At 67.0% G+C, this 20,557-nt stretch carries 21 protein-coding genes; 11 read left to right on the forward strand and 10 right to left on the reverse strand.

The window, feature by feature from the left end; translation table 11 throughout:
- Positions 1–84: 84 nt before the first annotated feature.
- Positions 85–2,169 carry an excinuclease ABC subunit UvrB gene (gene uvrB / locus AC3WVS_RS25665; protein WP_492320857.1) on the reverse strand — a complete coding sequence of 695 codons (2,085 nt, stop codon included), beginning with the start codon at positions 2,167–2,169 and terminating at the stop codon, positions 85–87.
- A gap of 185 nt (positions 2,170–2,354) precedes the next feature.
- On the opposite strand from uvrB, the gene AC3WVS_RS25670 reads away from it, so the two are divergent.
- Both AC3WVS_RS25670 and AC3WVS_RS25675 read left to right on the forward strand, forming a co-directional pair.
- Complete coding sequence (locus tag AC3WVS_RS25670) at positions 2,355–3,551, forward strand: amino acid aminotransferase (RefSeq protein WP_010809033.1); 1,197 nt, start codon at positions 2,355–2,357, stop codon at positions 3,549–3,551.
- A gap of 311 nt (positions 3,552–3,862) precedes the next feature.
- Complete coding sequence (locus AC3WVS_RS25675; protein WP_492320858.1) at positions 3,863–5,122, forward strand: polyhydroxyalkanoate depolymerase; 1,260 nt, start codon at positions 3,863–3,865, stop codon at positions 5,120–5,122.
- 52 nt (positions 5,123–5,174) lie between these two features.
- Here AC3WVS_RS25675 and AC3WVS_RS25680 read toward each other — a convergent pair whose 3' ends face one another.
- On the reverse strand, positions 5,175–5,810 hold the full coding sequence (locus AC3WVS_RS25680) for a TetR/AcrR family transcriptional regulator (protein WP_010809035.1): 636 nt from the start codon (positions 5,808–5,810) through the stop codon (positions 5,175–5,177).
- Positions 5,811–6,103: 293 nt separating this feature from the next.
- Between AC3WVS_RS25680 and rsxB the strand changes: the two genes are divergently transcribed.
- Together rsxB and nth are read left to right on the forward strand one after the other, a co-directional pair.
- Entirely contained in the window at positions 6,104–6,913 is an 810-nt protein-coding gene (gene rsxB / locus AC3WVS_RS25685) for an electron transport complex subunit RsxB (protein WP_492320859.1), read from the forward strand.
- Positions 6,910–7,554 (forward strand): endonuclease III, encoded by a 645-nt coding sequence (nth, locus tag AC3WVS_RS25690; RefSeq protein WP_011614905.1) that lies wholly within the window; start codon positions 6,910–6,912, stop codon positions 7,552–7,554. Before rsxB ends, nth begins: the two co-directional genes overlap by 4 nt.
- 15 nt (positions 7,555–7,569) lie before the next feature.
- On the opposite strand, the gene AC3WVS_RS25695 is transcribed toward nth, so the two are convergent.
- On the reverse strand, positions 7,570–8,196 hold the full coding sequence (locus AC3WVS_RS25695; protein ID WP_492320860.1) for a TetR/AcrR family transcriptional regulator: 627 nt from the start codon (positions 8,194–8,196) through the stop codon (positions 7,570–7,572).
- A gap of 85 nt (positions 8,197–8,281) precedes the next feature.
- On the opposite strand from AC3WVS_RS25695, the gene AC3WVS_RS25700 reads away from it, so the two are divergent.
- Genes AC3WVS_RS25700 through AC3WVS_RS25710 form a run of 3 tightly spaced genes read left to right on the forward strand, consistent with a single transcriptional unit; the run spans position 8,282 to position 11,570 of the window.
- Entirely contained in the window at positions 8,282–9,847 is a 1,566-nt protein-coding gene (locus tag AC3WVS_RS25700) for a flavin-containing monooxygenase (RefSeq protein ID WP_492320861.1), read from the forward strand.
- Positions 9,844–10,827 (forward strand): alpha/beta fold hydrolase, encoded by a 984-nt coding sequence (locus AC3WVS_RS25705; protein ID WP_492320862.1) that lies wholly within the window; start codon positions 9,844–9,846, stop codon positions 10,825–10,827. Before AC3WVS_RS25700 ends, AC3WVS_RS25705 begins: the two co-directional genes overlap by 4 nt.
- Positions 10,828–10,844: 17 nt before the next feature.
- Positions 10,845–11,570, forward strand: coding sequence for a Coq4 family protein (locus AC3WVS_RS25710; RefSeq protein ID WP_492320863.1), 726 nt, complete (start codon positions 10,845–10,847; stop codon positions 11,568–11,570).
- Positions 11,571–11,649: 79 nt separating this feature from the next.
- Here the strand turns inward: AC3WVS_RS25710 and AC3WVS_RS25715 are convergent, their stop codons facing one another.
- Entirely contained in the window at positions 11,650–12,237 is a 588-nt protein-coding gene (locus tag AC3WVS_RS25715) for a malonic semialdehyde reductase (protein ID WP_010809042.1), read from the reverse strand.
- Positions 12,238–12,325: 88 nt separating this feature from the next.
- The gene (locus tag AC3WVS_RS25720; protein WP_492320864.1) at positions 12,326–13,264 is read right to left on the reverse strand and encodes a DMT family transporter; all 939 of its coding nucleotides are present in this window, start codon (positions 13,262–13,264) and stop codon (positions 12,326–12,328) included.
- 102 nt (positions 13,265–13,366) lie between these two features.
- Between AC3WVS_RS25720 and AC3WVS_RS25725 the strand changes: the two genes are divergently transcribed.
- Both AC3WVS_RS25725 and AC3WVS_RS25730 read left to right on the forward strand, forming a co-directional pair.
- Entirely contained in the window at positions 13,367–13,798 is a 432-nt protein-coding gene (locus tag AC3WVS_RS25725; protein WP_010809044.1) for a DUF1841 family protein, read from the forward strand.
- A 133-nt stretch (positions 13,799–13,931) separates the two neighbouring features.
- Positions 13,932–15,224 carry a phospholipase A gene (locus AC3WVS_RS25730; protein ID WP_492320865.1) on the forward strand — a complete coding sequence of 431 codons (1,293 nt, stop codon included), beginning with the start codon at positions 13,932–13,934 and terminating at the stop codon, positions 15,222–15,224.
- A gap of 15 nt (positions 15,225–15,239) precedes the next feature.
- Here AC3WVS_RS25730 and AC3WVS_RS25735 read toward each other — a convergent pair whose 3' ends face one another.
- Positions 15,240–15,668, reverse strand: coding sequence for a thioredoxin family protein (locus tag AC3WVS_RS25735; protein ID WP_492320866.1), 429 nt, complete (start codon positions 15,666–15,668; stop codon positions 15,240–15,242).
- 88 nt (positions 15,669–15,756) lie between these two features.
- Entirely contained in the window at positions 15,757–16,317 is a 561-nt protein-coding gene (gene grpE, locus AC3WVS_RS25740) for a nucleotide exchange factor GrpE (protein WP_010809047.1), read from the reverse strand.
- On the opposite strand from grpE, the gene AC3WVS_RS25745 reads away from it, so the two are divergent.
- Positions 16,316–16,765 carry a hypothetical protein gene (locus AC3WVS_RS25745; protein WP_492320903.1) on the forward strand — a complete coding sequence of 150 codons (450 nt, stop codon included), beginning with the start codon at positions 16,316–16,318 and terminating at the stop codon, positions 16,763–16,765. The genes grpE and AC3WVS_RS25745 overlap by 2 nt on opposite strands.
- Before the next feature lie 69 nt (positions 16,766–16,834).
- Here the strand turns inward: AC3WVS_RS25745 and AC3WVS_RS25750 are convergent, their stop codons facing one another.
- The 3 genes from AC3WVS_RS25750 to hrcA all read right to left on the reverse strand — a co-directional run bounded on the left by AC3WVS_RS25750 (position 16,835) and on the right by hrcA (position 19,483).
- Positions 16,835–17,230 carry an RNA-binding S4 domain-containing protein gene (locus tag AC3WVS_RS25750; protein WP_492320867.1) on the reverse strand — a complete coding sequence of 132 codons (396 nt, stop codon included), beginning with the start codon at positions 17,228–17,230 and terminating at the stop codon, positions 16,835–16,837.
- Positions 17,227–18,342: a ferrochelatase gene (gene hemH, locus AC3WVS_RS25755; RefSeq protein WP_492320868.1), complete on the reverse strand. Its 1,116-nt coding sequence runs from the start codon at positions 18,340–18,342 to the stop codon at positions 17,227–17,229. The genes AC3WVS_RS25750 and hemH overlap by 4 nt, the downstream gene beginning before the upstream one ends.
- A gap of 106 nt (positions 18,343–18,448) precedes the next feature.
- Entirely contained in the window at positions 18,449–19,483 is a 1,035-nt protein-coding gene (hrcA, locus tag AC3WVS_RS25760; protein WP_492320869.1) for a heat-inducible transcriptional repressor HrcA, read from the reverse strand.
- Positions 19,484–19,585: 102 nt separating this feature from the next.
- Here hrcA and AC3WVS_RS25765 point away from each other — a divergent pair, with 102 nt between their 5' ends.
- A complete protein-coding gene (locus AC3WVS_RS25765) occupies positions 19,586–20,503 on the forward strand; it encodes an NAD kinase (protein WP_492320870.1) in 918 nt (305 codons plus the stop codon).
- The last annotated feature ends 54 nt before the right edge of the window (positions 20,504–20,557 follow it).

Genomic DNA, 20,557 nt, shown 5'->3' on the forward strand with positions numbered 1-20,557 from the left:
CGGCAGCCTTCGCGCTTTCACCCTTCATGACCGGCGCCGCCGCGAATTTCACTATAGGCGAAGCGCGCGTGGCGGTGCGGCGTATCAGGCAGGCGGCAGCGCGCTCTCTCCGCTGGCGCCGAACACCTGCGCCTTGAGCTTGGCCAGCTGGTCGCGCACCTGCGCCGCCTGCTCGAACTCCAGGTTGCGGGCGTGGTCGAGCATGAGCTTCTCCAAACGCTTGATTTCCTTGGAGACCTGCTTCTCGCTCATGTCCTCGTAGCGGGCCTGCTCCTGCGCCGCCAGCAGCTCGGCCCTGGCATCGTTGACGCTGTAGACGCCGTCGATGATGTCCTTGATGCGCTTGACCACGCCGCGCGGCGTGATGCCGTTGGCCTCGTTGAAGGCGATCTGCTTGGCGCGGCGGCGCTCGGTCTCGCCAATGGCCTTCTTCATCGACTCGGTCATGCGGTCCGCGTACAGGATCGCGGTACCGTTGACGTTGCGCGCGGCGCGCCCGATGGTCTGGATCAGCGAGCGCTCGGCGCGCAGGAAGCCTTCCTTGTCCGCATCGAGGATCGCCACCAGCGACACCTCGGGAATATCCAGGCCTTCGCGCAGCAGGTTGATGCCCACCAGCACGTCGAAGGTGCCCAGGCGCAGGTCGCGGATGATCTCCACGCGCTCGACGGTGTCGATGTCCGAGTGCAGGTAGCGCACCTTGACGCCGTTCTCGGACAGGAACTCGGTCAGCTGCTCGGCCATGCGCTTGGTCAGCGTGGTCACCAGCACGCGTTCGCCAACCTCCACGCGGGCGTGGATTTCCGACAGCAGGTCATCCACCTGCGTGGTCGCCGGGCGCACCATGATGATGGGATCGACCAGCCCGGTCGGACGCACCACCTGCTCCACCACCTGCCCGGCATTGTCCTGCTCGAACTGCGCCGGCGTGGCCGAAACAAACATCACCTGGCGCATCTTGCGCTCGAACTCGTCGAACTTCAGCGGCCGGTTGTCCAGCGCCGAGGGCAGCCGGAAGCCGTACTCCACCAGCGTGGTCTTGCGCGCGCGGTCGCCGTTGTACATGCCGTTGAGCTGGCCGATCAGCACGTGCGACTCGTCCAGGAACATCAGCGCGTCGGGCGGCAGGTAGTCGACCAGCGTCGGCGGCGGATCGCCGGGGCGTGCACCGGACAGGTGCCGCGAATAGTTTTCGATGCCCTTGCAGAAGCCCAGCTCGGACAGCATTTCCAGGTCGAAGCGGGTGCGCTGCTCGAGCCGTTGCGCCTCCACCAGCCGGTTTTCCTTGTGGAAGAACTCCAGCCGCTCGCGCAGCTCCGACTTGATCGCCTCGATCGCGCGCAGCACGGTCTCGCGCGGGGTCACATAGTGGCTCGACGGGTAGACCGTGAAGCGCGGGATCTTCTGGCGCACGCGGCCAGTCAGCGGGTCGAAGAACTGCAGCGACTCCACCTCGTCGTCGAACATCTCCAGCCGCACCGCCATCTCGGCGTGTTCTGCCGGGAAGATGTCGATGGTGTCGCCGCGCACGCGGAAGGTGCCGCGCTGGAAGTCGGTCTCGTTGCGGGTGTACTGCATCGCGATCAGGCGCGCGATCACGTCACGCTGGCTGATCTTGTCGCCGGCACGCAGTGTGAGAATCATCTGGTGGTATTCGGTCGGGTTGCCGATACCATAGATCGCAGAGACGGTCGCCACGATGATCGTGTCGCGGCGCTCCAGCAGGCTCTTGGTCGCCGACAGCCGCATCTGCTCGATATGCTCGTTGATCGACGAGTCCTTCTCGATAAACAGGTCGCGCTGCGGGACGTAGGCCTCGGGCTGGTAGTAGTCGTAGTAGCTGACGAAGTACTCGACCGCGTTACGCGGGAAGAACTCGCGGAACTCGGCGTAGAGCTGGGCCGCCAGCGTCTTGTTGGGCGCGAACACGATCGCCGGCCGTCCCATCCGGGCGATCACATTGGCCATGGTGAAGGTCTTGCCCGAACCCGTCACCCCCAGCAGCGTCTGGAACGACAGGCCGTCCTCGACCCCCTCCACCAGTTGCCGGATGGCCTCCGGCTGGTCGCCGGCGGGCGGGAACGGCTGGTAGAGCTGGAACGGGGAGCCGGGGAATGTGACGAATTTGTCTTCGTCCAGGGCCGGCGCGGCTTCTGCAAGGTTCGACATAGGGGGCGAATTTACGGGCGGAATTAGGGAAATACCTCAGGAATACGGGGCGAATACGCTAGAATCTTGGGGTTGCCAGCCCCCGCTTCAAGCCGGAAGCGTCACGGGGGCCTGTCAGCCCCCAGCGCAGTCCGAAGCATTCTACGCCTTCCCGTTTTCTTACATAGCCGACCACGAGATTCCAAATGAGTTTGTTTTCTGCCGTCGAGATGGCCCCGCGCGACCCGATCCTGGGCCTCAACGAAGCCTTCAATGCCGATACCCGCCCGACCAAGGTCAACCTGGGCGTTGGCGTGTACTTCACCGACGAAGGGAAAATCCCCCTGCTGCGCGCCGTCCAGGAGGCAGAAAAGGCACGCCTGACCACCGCCACGCCGCGTGGCTACCTGCCGATCGAAGGCATCGCCGCCTATGACCAGGCCGTGCAGACGCTGCTGTTCGGCAAGGAATCGCCGCTGATCACGGAAGGCCGCGTGGTGACGGCCCAGGCACTCGGCGGCACCGGCGCGCTGAAGATCGGCGCCGACTTCCTGAAGCGCCTGTATCCGGACGCCAAGGTCGCCATCAGCGACCCGAGCTGGGAAAACCACCGCGCACTGTTCGAATCCGCCGGCTTCCCGGTGGTCAACTATGCCTACTACGACGCCCCCAGCCACGGCCTGAACTTTGCCGGCATGGTGGAATCGCTGAAGTCGTTCCCGGCCAACACCATCGTCGTGCTGCACGCATGCTGCCACAACCCGACCGGCGTGGACCTGTCGCCCGAGCAGTGGAAGCAGGTGGTGGAACTGGTCAAGGAACGCAACCTGATCCCGTTCCTGGACATGGCCTACCAGGGCTTTGCCGACGGCATCGACCCGGACGGCGCCGCCGTGCGCCTGTTCGCGGACTCCGGCCTGCCCTTCTTCGTGTCGAGCTCGTTCTCGAAGAGCTTCTCGCTGTACGGCGAGCGCGTGGGCGCGCTGTCGATCGTCACCACCAGCAAGGAAGAAGCACAGCGCGTGATGTCGCAGGTCAAGCGCGTGATCCGCACCAACTACTCCAACCCGCCGACGCACGGCGGCACCGTGGTCGCCACCGTGCTGAACAGCCCGGAACTGCGCGCCATGTGGGAAGAAGAACTGGCCGAGATGCGCGACCGCATCAAGCTGATGCGTCATGCGCTGGTGGACAAGCTGGCCGCCAAGGGCGTGCCGGGCGACTTCTCCTTCGTCAAGGCACAGCGCGGCATGTTCTCGTACTCGGGCCTGACCTCGGCCCAGGTGGACCGCCTGCGCAACGAGCACGGCATCTACGCCGTCGGCACCGGCCGCATCTGCGTGGCCGCGCTGAACAGCCGCAACATCGACGCCGTCGTCGATGCGATCGCAGCTGTGATGTAAGAGCCCCAGGCATCGCCACCCGCAGCAGGATGGCGACTGGCGCAAGCGTCACAAAGCAATGCACAAAAAGCGGCTTCGGCCGCTTTTTGCATTTGTTTGCGATTTATCGGCCCAATGTCATCAAGAAATCAGCCTTTTGCCTTATTGTTTTCCGCAGCATTGGAAGTACTTTAAGGTATATGCTGCAGAGCAAGATCGTTAGCACGGTCGTTCGATTAAAGGCATAATCGGCGCCACGATCCCCCGGTGTATTGTCAGTACATTAGTACTTGGTAGTACGTACCTCATAGCTAGACCCAGGCAGAAAAGGCATGCTCTACCAATTGCATGAGTTCCAGCGCTCGATCCTGCACCCGCTGACCGCGTGGGCCCAGGCGACCGCCAAGACCTTCACCAACCCCCTCAGCCCGCTCTCGCTGGTTCCCGGCGCACCCCGCCTGGCTGCCGGCTATGAACTGCTGTACCGGCTCGGCAAGGAATACGAAAAGCCGGCATTCGACATCAAGTCGGTGCGCTCCAACGGGCGCGACATCCCCATCGTCGAGCAGACCGTGTTTGAGAAGCCGTTCTGCAAGCTGGTGCGCTTCAAGCGCTATGCCGACGACCCGGAAACCATCAAGCTGCTCAAGGATGAGCCGGTGGTGCTGGTGGCCGCGCCGCTGTCGGGCCACCATGCCACGCTGCTGCGCGACACGGTGCGCACGCTGCTGCAGGACCACAAGGTCTACGTCACCGACTGGATCGACGCACGCATGGTGCCGGTCGAGGAAGGCGCGTTCCACCTGTCGGACTACATCTATTACATCCAGGAATTCATCCGCCATATCGGCGCCGAGAACCTGCATGTGATCTCGGTATGCCAGCCCACCGTGCCGGTGCTGGCCGCGATCTCGCTGATGGCCTCGGCCGGCGAGAAGACGCCGCGCACCATGACCATGATGGGCGGCCCGATCGACGCCCGCAAGAGCCCCACCGCGGTCAACTCGCTGGCGACCAACAAGTCGTTCGAGTGGTTCGAGAACAACGTCATCTACACCGTGCCGGCCAACTACCCCGGCCACGGCCGCCGCGTCTACCCGGGCTTTTTGCAGCATGCCGGTTTCGTGGCGATGAACCCGGACCGGCACCTTTCCTCGCACTATGACTTCTACCTGAGCCTGGTCGAGGGCGATGCGGATGACGCCGAAGCCCACGTGCGCTTCTACGATGAATACAACGCGGTGCTCGACATGGCCGCCGAGTACTACCTCGACACCATCCGCGAGGTGTTCCAGGAATTCCGCCTGGCCAACGGCACCTGGGCCATCGACGGCAATCCGGTGCGGCCGCAGGACATCAAGAGCACCGCGCTGATGACTGTCGAGGGCGAGCTGGACGACATCTCGGGCGCGGGCCAGACCGCCGCGGCGCACGACCTGTGCGCCGGCATCCCGAAAACCCGCAAGCAGCACCTGAACGCGGCGCACTGCGGCCACTACGGCATCTTCTCGGGCCGGCGCTGGCGCGAAGAGATCTACCCGCAGCTGCGCGACTTTATCCGCAAGTACCACCAGGCCTCGGCCACCAGGTAAGAAAACGCCCGCGATTGCGGGCGTTTCTTCTTGCGGGGCCGGGCCGGGATGCTCAGTGCTTCTTCAGGTAGCTGAGCAGCATTTCCGAGTGCAGCTCGGCAAAGCGCTCATGCTCCTGCTGCGAGGCCACGTCGCGGCCGATCACGGCGCTGATGGTATAGCGGTTGGACAGCACGTAGTAGCCCAGCGCGGAAATCGTCAGGTAGAACTGCGGCACGTCGATATCGTCGCGGAACACGCCTTGTTCCTGCCCGCGCCGGATCACGTCGGCCAGCACATCCACCACCGGGTTGATCAGCTGCTGCAGCTGCGCCGACTTCTTCAGGTGCCGGGCCTCGTGCAGGTTCTCGCTGTTGACCAGGCGGATGAACTCCGGGTGCTCGTAATACCAGTCCCAGACGAAACGCGCCAGCGTGCGCACGCCCTGGACCGGGTCTTCGTCGACCAGGTGGAGCTGCTCCTCGTCGGCGCGGAAATTGGCGTATTGCTTCTCAAGCACCGCCAGGAACAGGCCTTCCTTGCTGCCGTAGTAGTAGTACAGCATGCGTTCATTGGTTTCCGCGCGCCGGGCAATCTGGTCGACGCGGGCGCCGGCCAGCCCCCCCTTGGCGAATTCCTCGGTGGCCGCAGCGAGGATGCGTCGGCGCGTCCCTTCCGGGTCGCGTTTGGTCTTGGGCTCAGTTGACATGGGGTGGCTGGTCGATCGTTGCGCGGATTATGGCATAGGCCGGAATGCGGCAATCCGGCGGTGCGCGCATCATCGCCGTTTCTGCCCGCCGGCGAAATCGGGGATAATCCTTGCGGCGCGATGGCTCGCAGGGGTACACAGAGATCCCGGTGCCGCAGGGTCGCTGGCCTATTGTCCGCCGCCGGGTTCGGCTGTTATGTCGCCAAACCCTCACAGTGCCCCGCAAATTTCGTGTCTTGACCGTTGATCCGGCCTTGGTCCCTGTTTTGTCCCCTGATTTCCTGCCCGTAGTCGTGAATCCCGCCGTCAAATCCCTTGCCGACCGCATCGAAGCGCTGCTGCCCCAGACCCAGTGCACCAAATGCGGCTTCAACGGCTGCCGCCCCTACGCTGAAGCCATGGCCAGCGGCGAAGCCGCCTGCAACCGCTGCCCGCCAGGCGGCGCGCAAGGGATTGTGCGCCTGGCCGCGGTGCTGGGCACCGAACCGCTGCCGCTGGACCCGGAACGCGGCAGCGAACAGCCGCGCGCGGTGGCCCGCATCGACGAGAGCCTTTGCATCGGCTGCACGCTTTGCATCCAGGCCTGCCCGGTCGATGCGATTGCCGGCGCCGCCAAGCAGATGCATACGGTGATCCCTGACTGGTGCACCGGCTGCGACCTGTGCGTGGCGCCCTGCCCGGTCGACTGCATCGACATGGTCCCGGTCACCGGCGCGCGCACCGGCTGGGCCGCGTGGTCGCAGGCGCAGGCCGATGCCGCGCACGCGCGCTACCTGGCGCGCAATGCGCGGCTGGTGCGCGAGCGCGAGGAAAACGACGCGCGCCTGGCCGCCAAGGCCGCCGCCAAGCTGGCCGCGGTGCAGGCCGAAGCGCCGGAAAACGATGCCGAGCGCGCCGCGCAGGAACGCAAGCGCGCCATCATCCAGGCCGCCATCGAACGCGCCCGTCAGAAGCAGCAGGCCGCGCAGCCGCGCAATACGGAGAACGTCTCGGCTGCGGTGCAGGCCCAGATCGACGCCGCCGAAGCACGGCGCGCGCGCGCGGGGCTTAGCAAGCCTGGACCCGGCCAGAACGCCAATACCGACCCGGAAGAAAAACAATGAACGCCGCCAAGTGCCGTGCCATCTTTGAGACGCTGCGCGAAACCAACCCTGCCCCGGCCACCGAACTGGAATACAGCTCGCCGTTCGAGCTGCTGATCGCCGTGCTGCTGTCGGCGCAGGCGACCGACGTCGGCGTCAACAAGGCCACGCGGCGGCTGTTCCCGGTGGCGCATACCCCGCGGCAGATGCTGGACCTGGGCGAAGCCGGCCTCAGCGAGTACATCAAGACCATCGGTCTGTACAAGACCAAGGCGAAGCACGTGATCGAAACCTGCCGCATCCTGGTCGAGCGCCACGGCGGCAAGGTCCCGCCCGAGCGCGAAGCGCTGGAGGCGCTGCCGGGCGTGGGCCGCAAGACCGCCAACGTGGTGCTCAACACCGCGTTCGGCGAGCCCACCATCGCGGTGGACACGCATATCTTCCGGGTAGCGAACCGCACCGGGCTGGCGCCGGGCAAGACCGTGCAGATCGTCGAGCAGAAGCTGCTCAAGTGCGTGCCGCATGAGTTCCTGCACGATGCCCACCACTGGCTGATCCTGCACGGCCGCTACGTCTGCAAGGCGCGCAAGCCCGAGTGCTGGCACTGCGTGATCGAGCCGCTATGCGAGTTCAGGGAAAAGACCCCGGCGCCGCAGCTGTAACCCGGGCCTGGGGTCCTAGTCCGGCTCGTGCGCCAGCACCAGGGCCAGCTGTAGCGCGGTGCGCGCGACCATCTCCACCTCGGGCGCGTAGCCGTGCGTGATCCAGCGCAGGGCGATGTGGACCACCCCGCCCGCCACCCCCGCCGTCAGCAACGGATCGAGCTTGCGTCCCGGCGGCAGCAGCGCTTGCGCGAGCAGCCCGCCGAATTCATCCAGCGAATCCGCCAGCGCCCCGTCGACCAGCTTGCTGACGCCGCGGATTTCCACCAGGAACACCCGCGCTGAACGCGGCTCGCGCTGCAGCGCCCCGAAATAGGCGCGCAGCATGGCCAGCGCGCGTTGCTGACCATCGCCTCCGGCCCCCTCGCCCGCCAGGGCGAGGGTGTGCAGCAAGCGGTGGGTCACCGTTTGAAACGATGCCAGCAGCAAGGCCTCGCTGTTGGCGAACGACTCATAGAAATACCGTTCGGTCAGGCCCGCGGCCTCGCACACGGCCTTGACGGTGGCGTTCTGGTAGCCGCGCTCGCCGTAGACCTGCACGGCCGCGGCAATCAGCTGCACGCGGCGTTGCGCACGTCGTTCTTCGGCTTCGGCGCCACGGTAGCGGCGCGCGGGGGTGAGCTCGGTCGTCATGCGCGCCATTATGACATTCCCTATTGTCAGATTCCTTGCCGGATCGCTTCTGACAATCTATGTTGTCAGAAGCGCCACTCGCCCGGATCCCCCCATGACCGCCTCAAGTCCCGATGACGCAGTCCTTGATGTCCTGATCGTAGGCGCCGGCCTGTCCGGCATCGGCGCCGCGCGCCAGCTGCAAATGCGCTGCCCCGGCAAGCGCTACGCCATCCTGGAGGCGCGCGAGGCCATGGGCGGCACCTGGGACCTGTTCCGCTACCCCGGCATCCGCTCGGATTCGGACATGTACACGCTGGGCTACCGCTTCAAGCCCTGGCGCGGCGCCAAGGCCATCGCCGACGGGCCGTCGATTCGCGCCTACATCCGCGAAACCGCCGAAGAGGCCGGCATCACGTCACATATCCGCTTCGGCCACAAGGTCGTCAGCGCGGCATGGGACAGCGCCGCAGCCTGCTGGACGGTCGAAGCCGAACGCATGGCGGACCACAGCCGTCTGCGCTTGCGCACACGTTTGCTCTATGTGTGCGCAGGCTATTACAGCTATGCCGAGGGCCACCGGCCCGAATTTGCAGGCGAAGCGCAATTCCGCGGCAGCATGGTGCATCCTCAGTTCTGGAACGAATCGCTCGACTATGCCGGCAAGCGCGTGGTGGTGATCGGCAGCGGCGCCACGGCGGTCACGCTGGTGCCGGCCATGGCGAAAAGCGCCGCGCACGTGACGATGCTGCAGCGCTCTCCCACCTATATCGTGACGCGCCCCGGCGAGGACGCCATCGCCCACAAGCTGCGCCGCGTGCTGCCGGAGCGGCTGGCCTACGCCGCCACGCGCTGGAAGAACGTGCTGCTGGGCATGATGTTCTTCCAGCTGGCGCGGCGCCGGCCGGATCGCGTCAGGCAGCGCCTGATCGGAATGGCGGCAGCGCAACTGGCGCCAGACTATGACGTCGGCACCCACTTCACGCCCCGCTACCGGCCGTGGGACCAGCGCCTGTGCCTGGTGCCCGACGGCGACCTGTTCCGCGCGATCCGCGACGGTCACGCATCGGTGGTGACCGACACCATCGACCGGTTCACCGAGGACGGCATCGTGCTGGCCAGCGGCAAGACGCTGGCTGCGGATGTCGTGGTGGTAGCCACCGGCCTCAAGCTGAACATGCTGGGCGACATCGCGCTCAGCGTGGACGGCCAGCCGCGCCGCCCCGCCGAATGCCTTGCCTACAAGGGGATGATGCTGAGCGATGTGCCCAACCTGGTGCTGGCCTTCGGGTACACCAATGCCTCGTGGACGCTCAAGGCCGACCTCACGGCCGAGTACGTCTGCCGCCTGCTGCGTCATATGGATCGCCACGGCCACCGCATTGCCGTGCCGCGCGCCCCCGCTGACGTAGAGCCGACCCCGTTCCTGGATTTCACCTCCGGCTACGTGCAGCGTGCCGCCACCGTGCTGCCCCGGCAAGGTCATCGCAAGCCCTGGCGCGTGCACCAGAACTACCTGAAAGACCTGCTGACGATCCGGCACGGGCGCATCGCAGACGGCGTGTTGCAGTTCGATGTCCCGCCTCCCTCTCCCTTGGCACACCGGGCGCACCGGGACGGCCAGGACACCACCGACAACAACACGGTGCCGGCCGTTGCCGCCAGCGAGGTGCAATCATGACCATCGTCCTGACCGTTTTCGCGGTGCTGATCGGGCTGATCCTGGTGCTGGGCGCGTCGCTCTATCTGTACACGTGGCGCACCGCCCGGCGCATCGAAGCCGCCATGCCGCCGCACGGCCGCTTTGTCGACGTGCCCGGCGCGCGGCTGCACGTGGTGGAGCGCGGCCAGGGCCCGGCGGTGCTGCTGGTGCATGGACTGTCCGGCCAGTTAGAGAATTTTGGCTACGGCATGATCGGGCCGCTTGCCGAGCACTTCCGCGTGATCGCCGTCGACCGCCCCGGCGCGGGCCACTCCATACGCACGCCGGGCAGCGCCGCGGACCTGCCGGCGCAGGCCGCAGCGCTCGCCGCGCTGTGCGACAAGCTTGGCCTGGAGCGTCCGCTGGTGGTGGGCCATTCGCTGGGTGGGGCGATTGCGCTGGCACTGGCCATCCACCACCCCGAGCGCGTGGGCGGGCTGGCACTGATCGCGCCGCTCACGCACCCGCCCAAGGCGATCTCGCCGGTGTTCCAGGCCATGACCGTGCCCAGCGCGTGGCTGCGCCGGCTGATGGCATGGACGCTGGTGGTGCCGATGTCGATACGGCGCCGCGAAGCCGTGATGGACATCGTGTTCGGCCCGGACCCGGTGCCGGACGACTTCCCGACGCGCGGAGGCGGGCTGCTGGCGCTGCGGCCCCGCCACTTCCTGGCCGCGTCCGAAGACCTGATCGGCGCCGCGCAGAGCCTGCCCGCGCTGCTGCACCGCTACGGCACGCTGCGCGTGCCGGTCAGTGTCCTCTACGGCCGCGAAGACCGCATCCTGGATTTTGCCGAGCATGGCGAAGCGCTCGCCGCCAAGGTTCCGGGCGCCACGCTGACATTGGTCAGCGGCGGGCATATGCTGCCGGTGACCGCTATCGACACCAGCGTCGATTTCGTCCGCGACGCAGCCGCCCGGCTGCAAGTACCCGTGCCGGCCCAGGCGCAGGTCGCCTGATCCACGGAGCCCCGCCCATGGCCACCACCACCGGTTCCAACCCCTACAAGCACAATGTCTTCGCCGCGTTCCAGGCCGTTCGCAAGCTGATGGCGAACGGCAACGACACAGAGCAGGTGTTCCGCATCATGCGCGCGCTCAACGGGCCGTCCATGCCCCGCAACTTCAACCGGCTGCTGAACACGCCCGACGGGCGGCGCATGGTCTACCAGCGCATCGAGCTGGCGGAGCGCCTGTCCGATCCCGCCTACGTGGCCAGGTTCGCAGCGGGCACGGTGGGCGCGGCCTATCGCGCGTTCCTGGAACAGACCGGCTACAGCGCTGACGGGCTGGCCAAGGTCTCGAACCTGGACCAGGAACCGTTGATCGAGGACGCCTACATGTGGTTCGGCCGGCGTACCCGCGACATCCACGACATCTGGCATGTGCTCACCGGCTACCGGGCCGATGAAAGCCTTGGCGAAGCCGCGCTGGTGGCATTCAGCTATGCGCAGACCGGCGGCAAGGGCTGGGCCTTCATCGCCATCGCGGCGTCGCTGAAAAGCCTGCGCGTGAGCGGCAGCCTGGCCTTTGCGCGGGCCGTGCTGGAGGGCTACCGTCTCGGCCGGCGCGCCCGATGGCTGTTGGGCGAAGACTACGAGAAACTGCTGCACGAACCCATCGACGCGGCCCGCGCGCGGCTTGGCATTGCCGAACCCCGGCGCTACCTGGCCTGCAATCCCGTGCAGGAATGGACGGCCTGAAGCCGCTGCGTGCCAGGCAAAAAAAAGCGACCACAGTGGGTCGCTTTTTTTGTTCAAGCACCGTTGGTGCGCAGCGCGTTCAGACGATGCGGCAGGCTTCGTCGAACGACAGGCGCGGGCCGCGCGGGAACAGCTTGTCGGCCTCGCCGTAGCCCAGGTTGCACAGGAAGTTGACCTGCCACTTGCCGTCGGGGAAGAAGGCCGCGTTGACCTTGTCGGCATCGAAGCCGCCCATCGGGCCGCAGTCCAGGCCCAGCGCGCGCGCCGCCAGGATGAAGTAGCCGCCTTGCAGCGAGCTGTTCATCAGCGCGTCGCGGGCGATCTTCTCGTCGTTGCCGGCGTACCAGGAGCGGGCGTCGGCATGCGGGAACAGCTTGGGCAGCTGGTCGTGGAAGGCGGTGTCGAAGGCGATGATGGCCGTCACCGGCGCCGAACGGGTCTTGTCGACGTTGCCGGCCGACACGCAGTCCACCAGGCGCGCCTTCTCAGCGGCGCTCTTGACGAACACGATGCGCGCCGGGCTGCTGTTGGCAGCGGTCGGGCCGAACTTCATCGCTTCATAGATCTGGTGCAGCACGGCGTCGTCCACGTGGCGGTCCTGCCACACGTTGTGCGTGCGGGCTTCGGTGAACAGCTGCGCCAGCGCGGCGTTGTCGATCTGGGACATGCGCTTCTTTCCTGTACGGGATTTGAGGGAAGGGGCGATTGTACCCAACGCTTTGTGCGCGCCACGACAGCGCCTTTGAGCAACCCGTTCAATTCCCTTGCATATCGGCGCGGGCCGGCGCCGGTGCACTGCCCCGGCGGGTCAGCCACAGCACGCCGGCCAGGATCAGCCCGCCGCCCACGGCCTGCGCCGTGCCGATATGCTCGCCCAGCAGAAACGCCGCCAGCAGCACCGTGACCACCGGCTCCAGCGTCGACAGCATCGACGCCTGCGCCGCGCCCAGCCGCTGCAGGCCGGCGAAGAAGGTCAGGATCGCCAGCACCGTCGACAGCAGCGCGATGCCCGCCAGCGCCAGCCAGCCGCCGGCAGTGGCCGGGAACTGCGGCGGCGCGCCCGCCCCCATCCGCAGCAGGCCGACGGCGCCATAGACCAGCGCCGCCGCGGTACAGATCACCGTGGTGGTGGCGATCGGGTTGATGCCGGCGGTCACGCGCGCGCCGACGATGATATAGACCGAGTAGATCACCGCCGCCGCCAGCCCCAGCGCGATCCCCAGCGGCGTGCCCTCGCCGCCGCCGACGGTCAGTCCGGCGCCCACCGAGCACAGCACCAGCGCGACCACCGCGGCCGTGGTCAGCCGCTCCTTCAGGAAGATGGCCGCCAGGATCGTCACGAACAGCGGATACAGATACAGCAGCAGCGCCACCAGGCTGGCCTGCGCATGGTTGAGCGCGCTGAAGAAGCAGAACGACTGGCCGACATAGCCGATGCCGCCCATCGCCGCCAGCGCCAGCACGCGGCGCCACGGCGGCAAGGCGATGCCGCGCGTGCGCATCACCCAGGCCAATGCCGCCGCGGCCAGCATGAAGCGCACCAGCAGCAGCCCGTAGACATCCGCGCCGGCCGCGTAGGCAAAGCGCGCGAAGATCGCCATGGCGCCAAAGGCGCTGGCCGACAGCGCGATCAGCAGCACGCCGGCCAGCTTGTCGCGGGCATGGTCCGTGGCGGTTTGGGCGGAAGCGGTCATCGGGCGGGCGGGAAGTCGGCGATCCCGCATTCTACTTGGCGCCGCCGGCAACAAGCGGCGCCGCCAGCGCGGGCCGCGGCCCTCGTTTACAATGTCGCCACCATGTTTAATCCCTCACGAGAAGAAGTCCGCCGGTTCTTCTGCGATGCCTGGCAGAAGCAGCTCACAGGCGGCGTGCTGACCCCGCTGGAAGCCATCGCCGTCGACTGGATCGGCGAGCACCCCGAGTACCACGGCCTGCTGCGCGACACCGAAGGTGCGCTGTCGCAGGACTACACACCCGAGCAAGGCCAGACCAACCCCTTCCTGCACCTGTCGATGCACCTGTCGATCTCCGAGCAGGTCTCGGTCGACCAGCCGCGCGGCATCCGCCAGGCCTATGAGGCGCTGGCACGCCGGCTGGATTCCCCGCACGAAGCGCAGCACCAGGTGATGGAATGCCTGGGCGAAATGCTGTGGCAGGCACAGCGCACCGGCCAGCCGCCCGACGGCGACCACTACGTCGATTGCGTCAAGCGCCGCGCCAACCGCTAAGTCCGGTACGCGTCACGCATCAAGTGCAGCGTACAATTCGTCACAACCCTCAGATGGGTGCGTGGTAGGCTTTGCGGGTCTGAATTTTCCCCAGCCGCGTTGCCGTCACATGGCGGCGCGGTGCCCGCAAGTCATGTCCCGTATTGCCCTCCCCCGCCGGCGCCGGCTCGCGCCCGCCGGCCGCGCCGTTGCCCCGCTCTGCCTGTCGCTGATGCTGGCCTGGCCCCTGGCCGGCCACGCCGGCGTGGCGCTGTTGCAGCCGCCGCGCATGATCGACGGCAACCAGCCGCTGACGCTGACGCTGGTGGTCAGCGCCGACGACGCCACGCGCCGCTACCGTATTCCCGACACGCTCGAAGTGACCGCCTCGGGCGACCTGCAGGCGCCGGTGCGGCTGGTGCTGTGGCGCGAGGTCTCGGGCCCGGCCGTGGTCAACCTGCGCCGCGGCGAGCACCGCGCGATCCGCTACACGGTGGCGCTGCCGCCGGCCCTGCGCGGCCAGGTGCGGCTGGATGCCACCGGCATCGACGCCGCGCCGGTGCTGGTGACGCTGAACCGCCTGCCGCGGCCCGGTGAATCCGCCACCGCTGAGCCGCCGGTTGCCGGCAAGGCGCTGGCAGCGAACGGCTTGGAGCCGGCCACCGAAGCCGCCGTACCGGTGACCCCGGTCACCACCGCCGACGCTGCCGCACCCGCTCCGGCCGACCTGCGCGACAGCGCCCGGCTGTCGTTCCATGACCCGATGTATTTCATGGTCGGCGCGCATGACGGGGCCAACGCCAAGTTCCAGCTGAGCTTCAAGTACCGCCTGTTCCAGGGCGAAGATCCGGCGTCGAAGCGTCTGTTCGACAACCTCTACGTGGCCTACACCCAGTTCTCGCTATGGGACCTGTCCGAGCAGTCCAAGCCGTTCCGCGACACCAACTACCGGCCCAGCCTGTTCTATTACCTGTCGGATACCGGCGTGCGCAACAATGCCATCAGCCGGCTGTCGCTGGCGGCCGGCCTGGAGCATGAATCCAATGGCCGCGACGGCGACGACTCGCGCAGCATCAATACGGTCTTCGTCAAGCCGACCTTCTACTTCGGCGACCAGAACGACTGGCACTGGCGTGTCGCGCCCAAGCTCTATGCCTACGTGGAAAAGGGCGAAAACCCCGACATCGCCCACTACCGCGGCTTCATGGACCTGGGCATTGCCTACGGGCGCCCGGACTCATGGGAGTTCTCCGCCACGCTGCGCAAGGGCACGCGCAAGTGGTATGGCAGCGTCGACGCGCAGCTGACCTACCCGATGGCGCGGCTGATCCCCGGCACCGCGGGCTACCTGATGGCGGGCTACTTCGTCGGCTATGGCGAGAGCCTGCTGGACTACAACCACAAGCTGCCGTGGCAGTTCCGCATCGGCTACTCGCTGTCCCGCTGAACCCGCTGAACCCACTCAGCCGGCCAGCGGCTTGCCGCTGGCCTTGAGCCGCGCATTGGCCACCGCGGCGGCAAACTGGCCGTGGCCATGCCAGCCGGTGGCGCGGCCCAGCTTCTTGCCGTTCCGGAAGAACATGAACACCGGGATGCCATGCAGGCCAAAGCGCCGGCCCAGCCCGGGATGCGCGTAGACGTTGGCATGCAGCCAGCGCAGTTCCAGCGCGCGGATCGGTTCGGGGTTGGCCAGCATGGCCTTCTTGGCCATCTCGCAGTTGAAGCAGTCCTCCCCCCAGAAGAACACGCACACCAGCGCATCGCCCGCAGCGGCGATGGCGGCGTCGACGCTGCCGTCATCGACCTCGCGCATGCCGAATGCCTCGAAGGCGCGGTGGTCGAGGTGGGGGGCCGGGGGTGTCGCCGGGCCGGCGCCTGGTTCAGTGGTCATGCTCGCTCCAGAATGACAAACGCCCGGGCCAGCCGGCACCGGGCGTCAGGTCGCGATCCAGGACGGCACGCCGCCGCCCCAGGCGGCCTTATTTCGGTGCCGCCACCGTCACCAGAGCCGGCCGCAGCACGCGCTCGGCAATGGTGTAGCCGCGCTGGAGCACGGTCACCACGGTATTCGGTTCCTGGTCCGCCGGCACCATCGAGATGGCCTGGTGGCGGTGCGGGTCGAATTTCTCGCCCACCGGGTTGAGTTCAACGATCTTGCCGCGCTCAAAGGCGGCGGCCAGCTGGCGCGCGGTCAGCTCGACGCCTTCGCGCAGCTTGGCGATATCGCCCGAGCCGTCGGCGAGCGCGGCCTGCAGGCTGTCCATCACCGGCAGCAGGTTGTCGGCGAAGTTCTCGATGGCGAACTTGTGCGCCTTGGCGACATCTTCCTGCGCCCGGCGGCGGATGTTCTCGCCCTCGGCAACGGCGCGCATATACAGGTCGTAATGCTCGCGCGCCTTGGCTTCCAGGGCGGCCAGCTGGGCCGCCACGTCGTCGACGGCAGCGGTTTCCGGCGCGCCGGCCTCCTGGCTGGCGTTGGCCGCCTCATCGCCAGCGGGCGTAGGCGTCTGGGTGGTTGGCGTCTGCTTCTGTTCTTCCATGTCGATCCGTATCAATGCATTGTCGCGGCCCGCCGTGGGCCTGGCCGCGGGTGGTAAATCGGCGCGTGTTCCGTGCAGGTGGTGGCAAGGCGCAGGTTTTCAAGAGTGGCGCTGGCGTGACGCGGAAACACACGGTTACAAAGGCCAGGCCTCTGCAATCGACACCTTATTGCTTTGCCGCATCGCAATCACTAAGATTCTCAGTAATAAAAATGACAAAAATGCCGGGGTTGTGGAGATGGTTCATCTTTGTGCCTCTTCCGGAAGGTTGGCCATGCATAAGCTGCCAGTCGTGACACTCTGCCTTGTGGCCGCATTGGCGGTCATGACCGTCTTTATCTGCCTTTCCGGCGCATTCACCCCGCGCGATACGGAGTATGGCAGCGGCAAGGCGGTGTTCAAGCACTACATCGTCCCTATCGTCAGCCAGGAAGTCACGCAGGAATAAGCGCCACCTGGCCCTGATCCAAGCGCGCGGCGGCACCGGGGGCTTCCCGGTGACCGCCGCGTTGTCATTTCAGCTCTTCAGGTGGTCGATGCGGCGCCGGTCCCGCTTGGTCGGGCGCCCCTGGATCTGCGCGGACGGCTCCGGCTGCAGGCGCCGGCGCTCGGCATCGGCCAGCCGGCGCGACTGGCTTTCGGCACTTTCCTCGTACAGCGTCTGCGCCACCGGCGCCGGCCCGCGCGCCGGGGCAATGCCTTTCACCACCAGCTCCCAGCGCTGCTGGTGCGCTTCCAGCACCACCGTGTCGCCGGGCTTCACCTCGCGCGAGTTCTTGCATGGCTGGCCGTTGACGGTCACCTTGCTGCGCTCCACCGCTTCAGCCGCGAGCGAGCGCGTCTTGAAGAAGCGCGCGCACCACAGCCATTTGTCGATGCGCTGGCGCGCATCCGGCTCAAAGTCGACGTTCATGCCGCCGCTCCCCGGGTCTGGGCGCGCGTGCGCCGTGCTTCCAGTTCATGCGGATGCGGCGTGGCCAGCGGCCAGCCCTGCAGGTGCTGCAGCGCGATCTCGGCCATGGCCGCGACCCACGGATCGGCGTCATTCAGGCACGGGATGAAATGGAAATCCTTGCCGCCCGCGACCTTGAACTCGGTCTGCCCTTCCACGGCGATCTCCTCCAGGGTCTCGATGCAGTCGGCCGGAAAGCCCGGGCAGAAGACATCGACCCGGCCCGCGCCGACCTTGCCCAGCTCGGCCAGCGTCGGCGCGGTGTACGGCTGCAGCCATTCCGCTTTGCCGAAACGAGACTGGAACGTCACCTGGTACTGGCCCGGCTCTAGGCCCAGCGCCTCGCCCAGCAGCCGGCCGGTCTTCAGGCATTCGCAGTGATAGGGGTCGCCCAGTTCCAGCGTGCGCCGCGGCACGCCGTGGAACGACAGGATCAGCTTGTCGCCGCGGGCAAAGTCCGGCATGCCATGGCGCGCCCAGTAGGCGGCGACCTGCTGGTGCAGCGCCGAGATATAGGCCGGGTGGTCATGGAAATGCTTGACCAGCCGCAGCTCTGGCTGGTTGCGCCACTGGCCCAGCACCCGGAACACCTCGTCGAAGGCCGTGGCCGTGGTGGTGCCGGAGTATTGCGGATACATCGGCAGCACCAGCACCTGCTCGCAGCCCTGCCGGCGCAGCGCCTCCAGCACCGAGGCGATCGACGGGTTGCCGTAGCGCATTGCGCACGCGACCGTCACTTCATGGCCATGCTGGTGCATCAGCCGCTGCAGCGCATGGGCCTGGCGCTCGCTGTAGACCAGCAGCGGCGAGCCCGTCATATGGGCCTCGCGCAGCCAGATCGATTCGTATTTCAGAGCCGAGGCGCGCGAACGCAGCGGCAGGATCACCCCATGCAGCAGCGGCAGCCAGGCCGCGCGCGGGATCTCGACCACGCGCGGGTCGGACAGGAATTCCTTCAGGTAGCGCCCCACCGCCTTGGGCGTGGGAGCGTCCGGGGTGCCCAGGTTGACCAGCAGGATCGCCGTGCGCGGCGCGTGGCCGTGCTGGTAGGCCGGTTCGGGAGAAAACGTCATGTCGCTTCCGGGTTGACACGGTGCCGGGACGGCGCCGGTGCGGCGCACCGGCGATTGCCGCGCCCGGCGGGAATGGAGCCGCTTGTCAGACCAGCCAGTCTTTGCACTAGTTCTGGCTCAGGGCGCTGGACAGCAGGCGCGCGGTGATGTCGACAATGGGGATCACGCGCTCATACGCCATGCGCGTAGGGCCGATCACGCCGAGCGTGCCGACGATCTGGCCGTCGACCTCGTACGGGGCGGTGATGACCGCCATTTCTTCGATCGGCACCAGCCGGCTTTCGCCGCCGATAAAGATCTGCACGCCCTGCGCATGGCTGGACACGTCCAGCAGCTGCAGCAGGCTGGTCTTGTGCTCGAACACGTCGAACAGGCGCCGCAGCTTGTCCATGCTGGAGGCCAGGTCTTCCACTTCCAGCAGCTTGCGCTCGCCACTGATAAAGACGTGGTCGTCGTCCTCGTCCTCGGCGACGCTGCCGGCCTCGACCGCGGCCTGCATCAGCTGCGACATGTCGCGGCGCAGGTCCTGCAGTTCCACCCGCAGGTGGCCGCGCACCGCGTCGAAGCTCATGCCGGCATAGTGCGAGTTGAAGAAGTTGGCCGCCTCGATCAGCTGGGCCGGCGTGTACGACAGCTCGGTCTGGATGATGCGGTTCTGCACGTCGCCCTCGGGGCTGACGATGATCAGCAGGATGCGCTTGTCCGACAGCCGCATGAATTCGATCTGCCGGAACGCCTGCGCGCGGCGCGGCGTCATCACCACGCCGGCAAAGTGCGACAGGTTGGACAGCGTGCGCGCCGCCGCTGTGATCATGCGCTGCGGCCCCAGCTGCTGGCCGCCGAGCTGGTCCTGGATCTGGCCGGTCAGCTCGGCCAGGTCGGCGTTGCGCTCCAGCGGCTTGGCCGTCAGCATCGAATCGACGAACAGCCGGTAGCCGCGCGGGGTCGGGATACGGCCCGCGGAGGTGTGCGGGCTGGCAATAAAGCCCATTTCCTCCAGATCGGACATCACATTGCGAATCGTCGCAGGCGACAGGTCCAGCCCCGAGTATTTCGACAGGGTGCGGGAACCGACCGGCTGCCCTTCGGCAATATAGCGCTCGATCAGGGTCTTGAGCAGCGTTTTGGAGCGTTCATCCATGATGCCCCGATTTTACGCAAGTTTTGGACCTTCTGGCGGACGGCCTGGCCCGCCCGCCCGCGCCTGCTGACAACCGTCATGGCGGTATGGTCTAATCCCGCCATGTCCGCCCCCCCGAGAGCCAGCGCCGTGCGCACTTCGTTCAAGACCGTCGCCCTGGTGGGCCGGTACTCCACTGCCGGCATCGAAGGGCCGCTGGAGGAGATCGCCTCTTATATCCTGCGCAACGGGCAGGACGTGGTGTTCGAGCGCGAAACCTCGCTCGCCACCGGGCTGACCGCCTACCCTGCCCTGTCCGCCGAGGAGATCGGCCGGCAGGCCGACGTGGCCGTGGTGCTGGGCGGCGACGGCACGCTGCTGGGCATCGCGCGCCAGCTGGCCGGCTACGACGTGCCGCTGATCGGCGTCAACCACGGGCGGCTGGGCTTCATGACCGACATCGCGCTGGAAGACGCGCACACCGTGCTGCCCGACATGCTCGACGGCCGGTATGAGGCCGAGACCCGCCTGCTGCTGGAATCGCGCGTGGTGCGCGACGACATGGACATCTTCTCCGCGCTGGCCCTGAACGACGTGGTGGTGAACCGCTCGGGCATCTCCGGCATGGTCGAGCTGGCGGTGTCGGTGGACGGCCACTTCATGTACAACCAGCGCTCGGACGGCCTGATCGTGTCGACCACCACCGGGTCCACCGCCTACGCGCTGTCCGCCGGCGGCCCGATCCTGCACCCGACGCTGTCGGGCGTGGTGCTGGTGCCGATTGCCCCGCACGCGCTGTCCAACCGCCCGATCGTGCTGCCGCACGACGCCGAGGTCACCATCGAGGTGGCCAGCGCGCGCGACGCCAGCGTCAACTTCGACATGCAGTCACTGACCTCGCTGCTGCCGGGCGACCGCATCGTGGTGCGGCGCTCCGAAAAGACCATCAACCTGCTGCACCCGGTCGGCTACAACTACTACGCCACGCTGCGCAAGAAGCTGCACTGGCACGAATACCCGTCCGAAGACAACCGCCTCTGAGCCAGTATCAAGCCGCCCTCCAAGCCTGAGCCCGAACCCATCGGACCGACTACC

It is taken from the genome of Cupriavidus sp. CPT47-8839-RL05A, assembly GCF_058792255.1.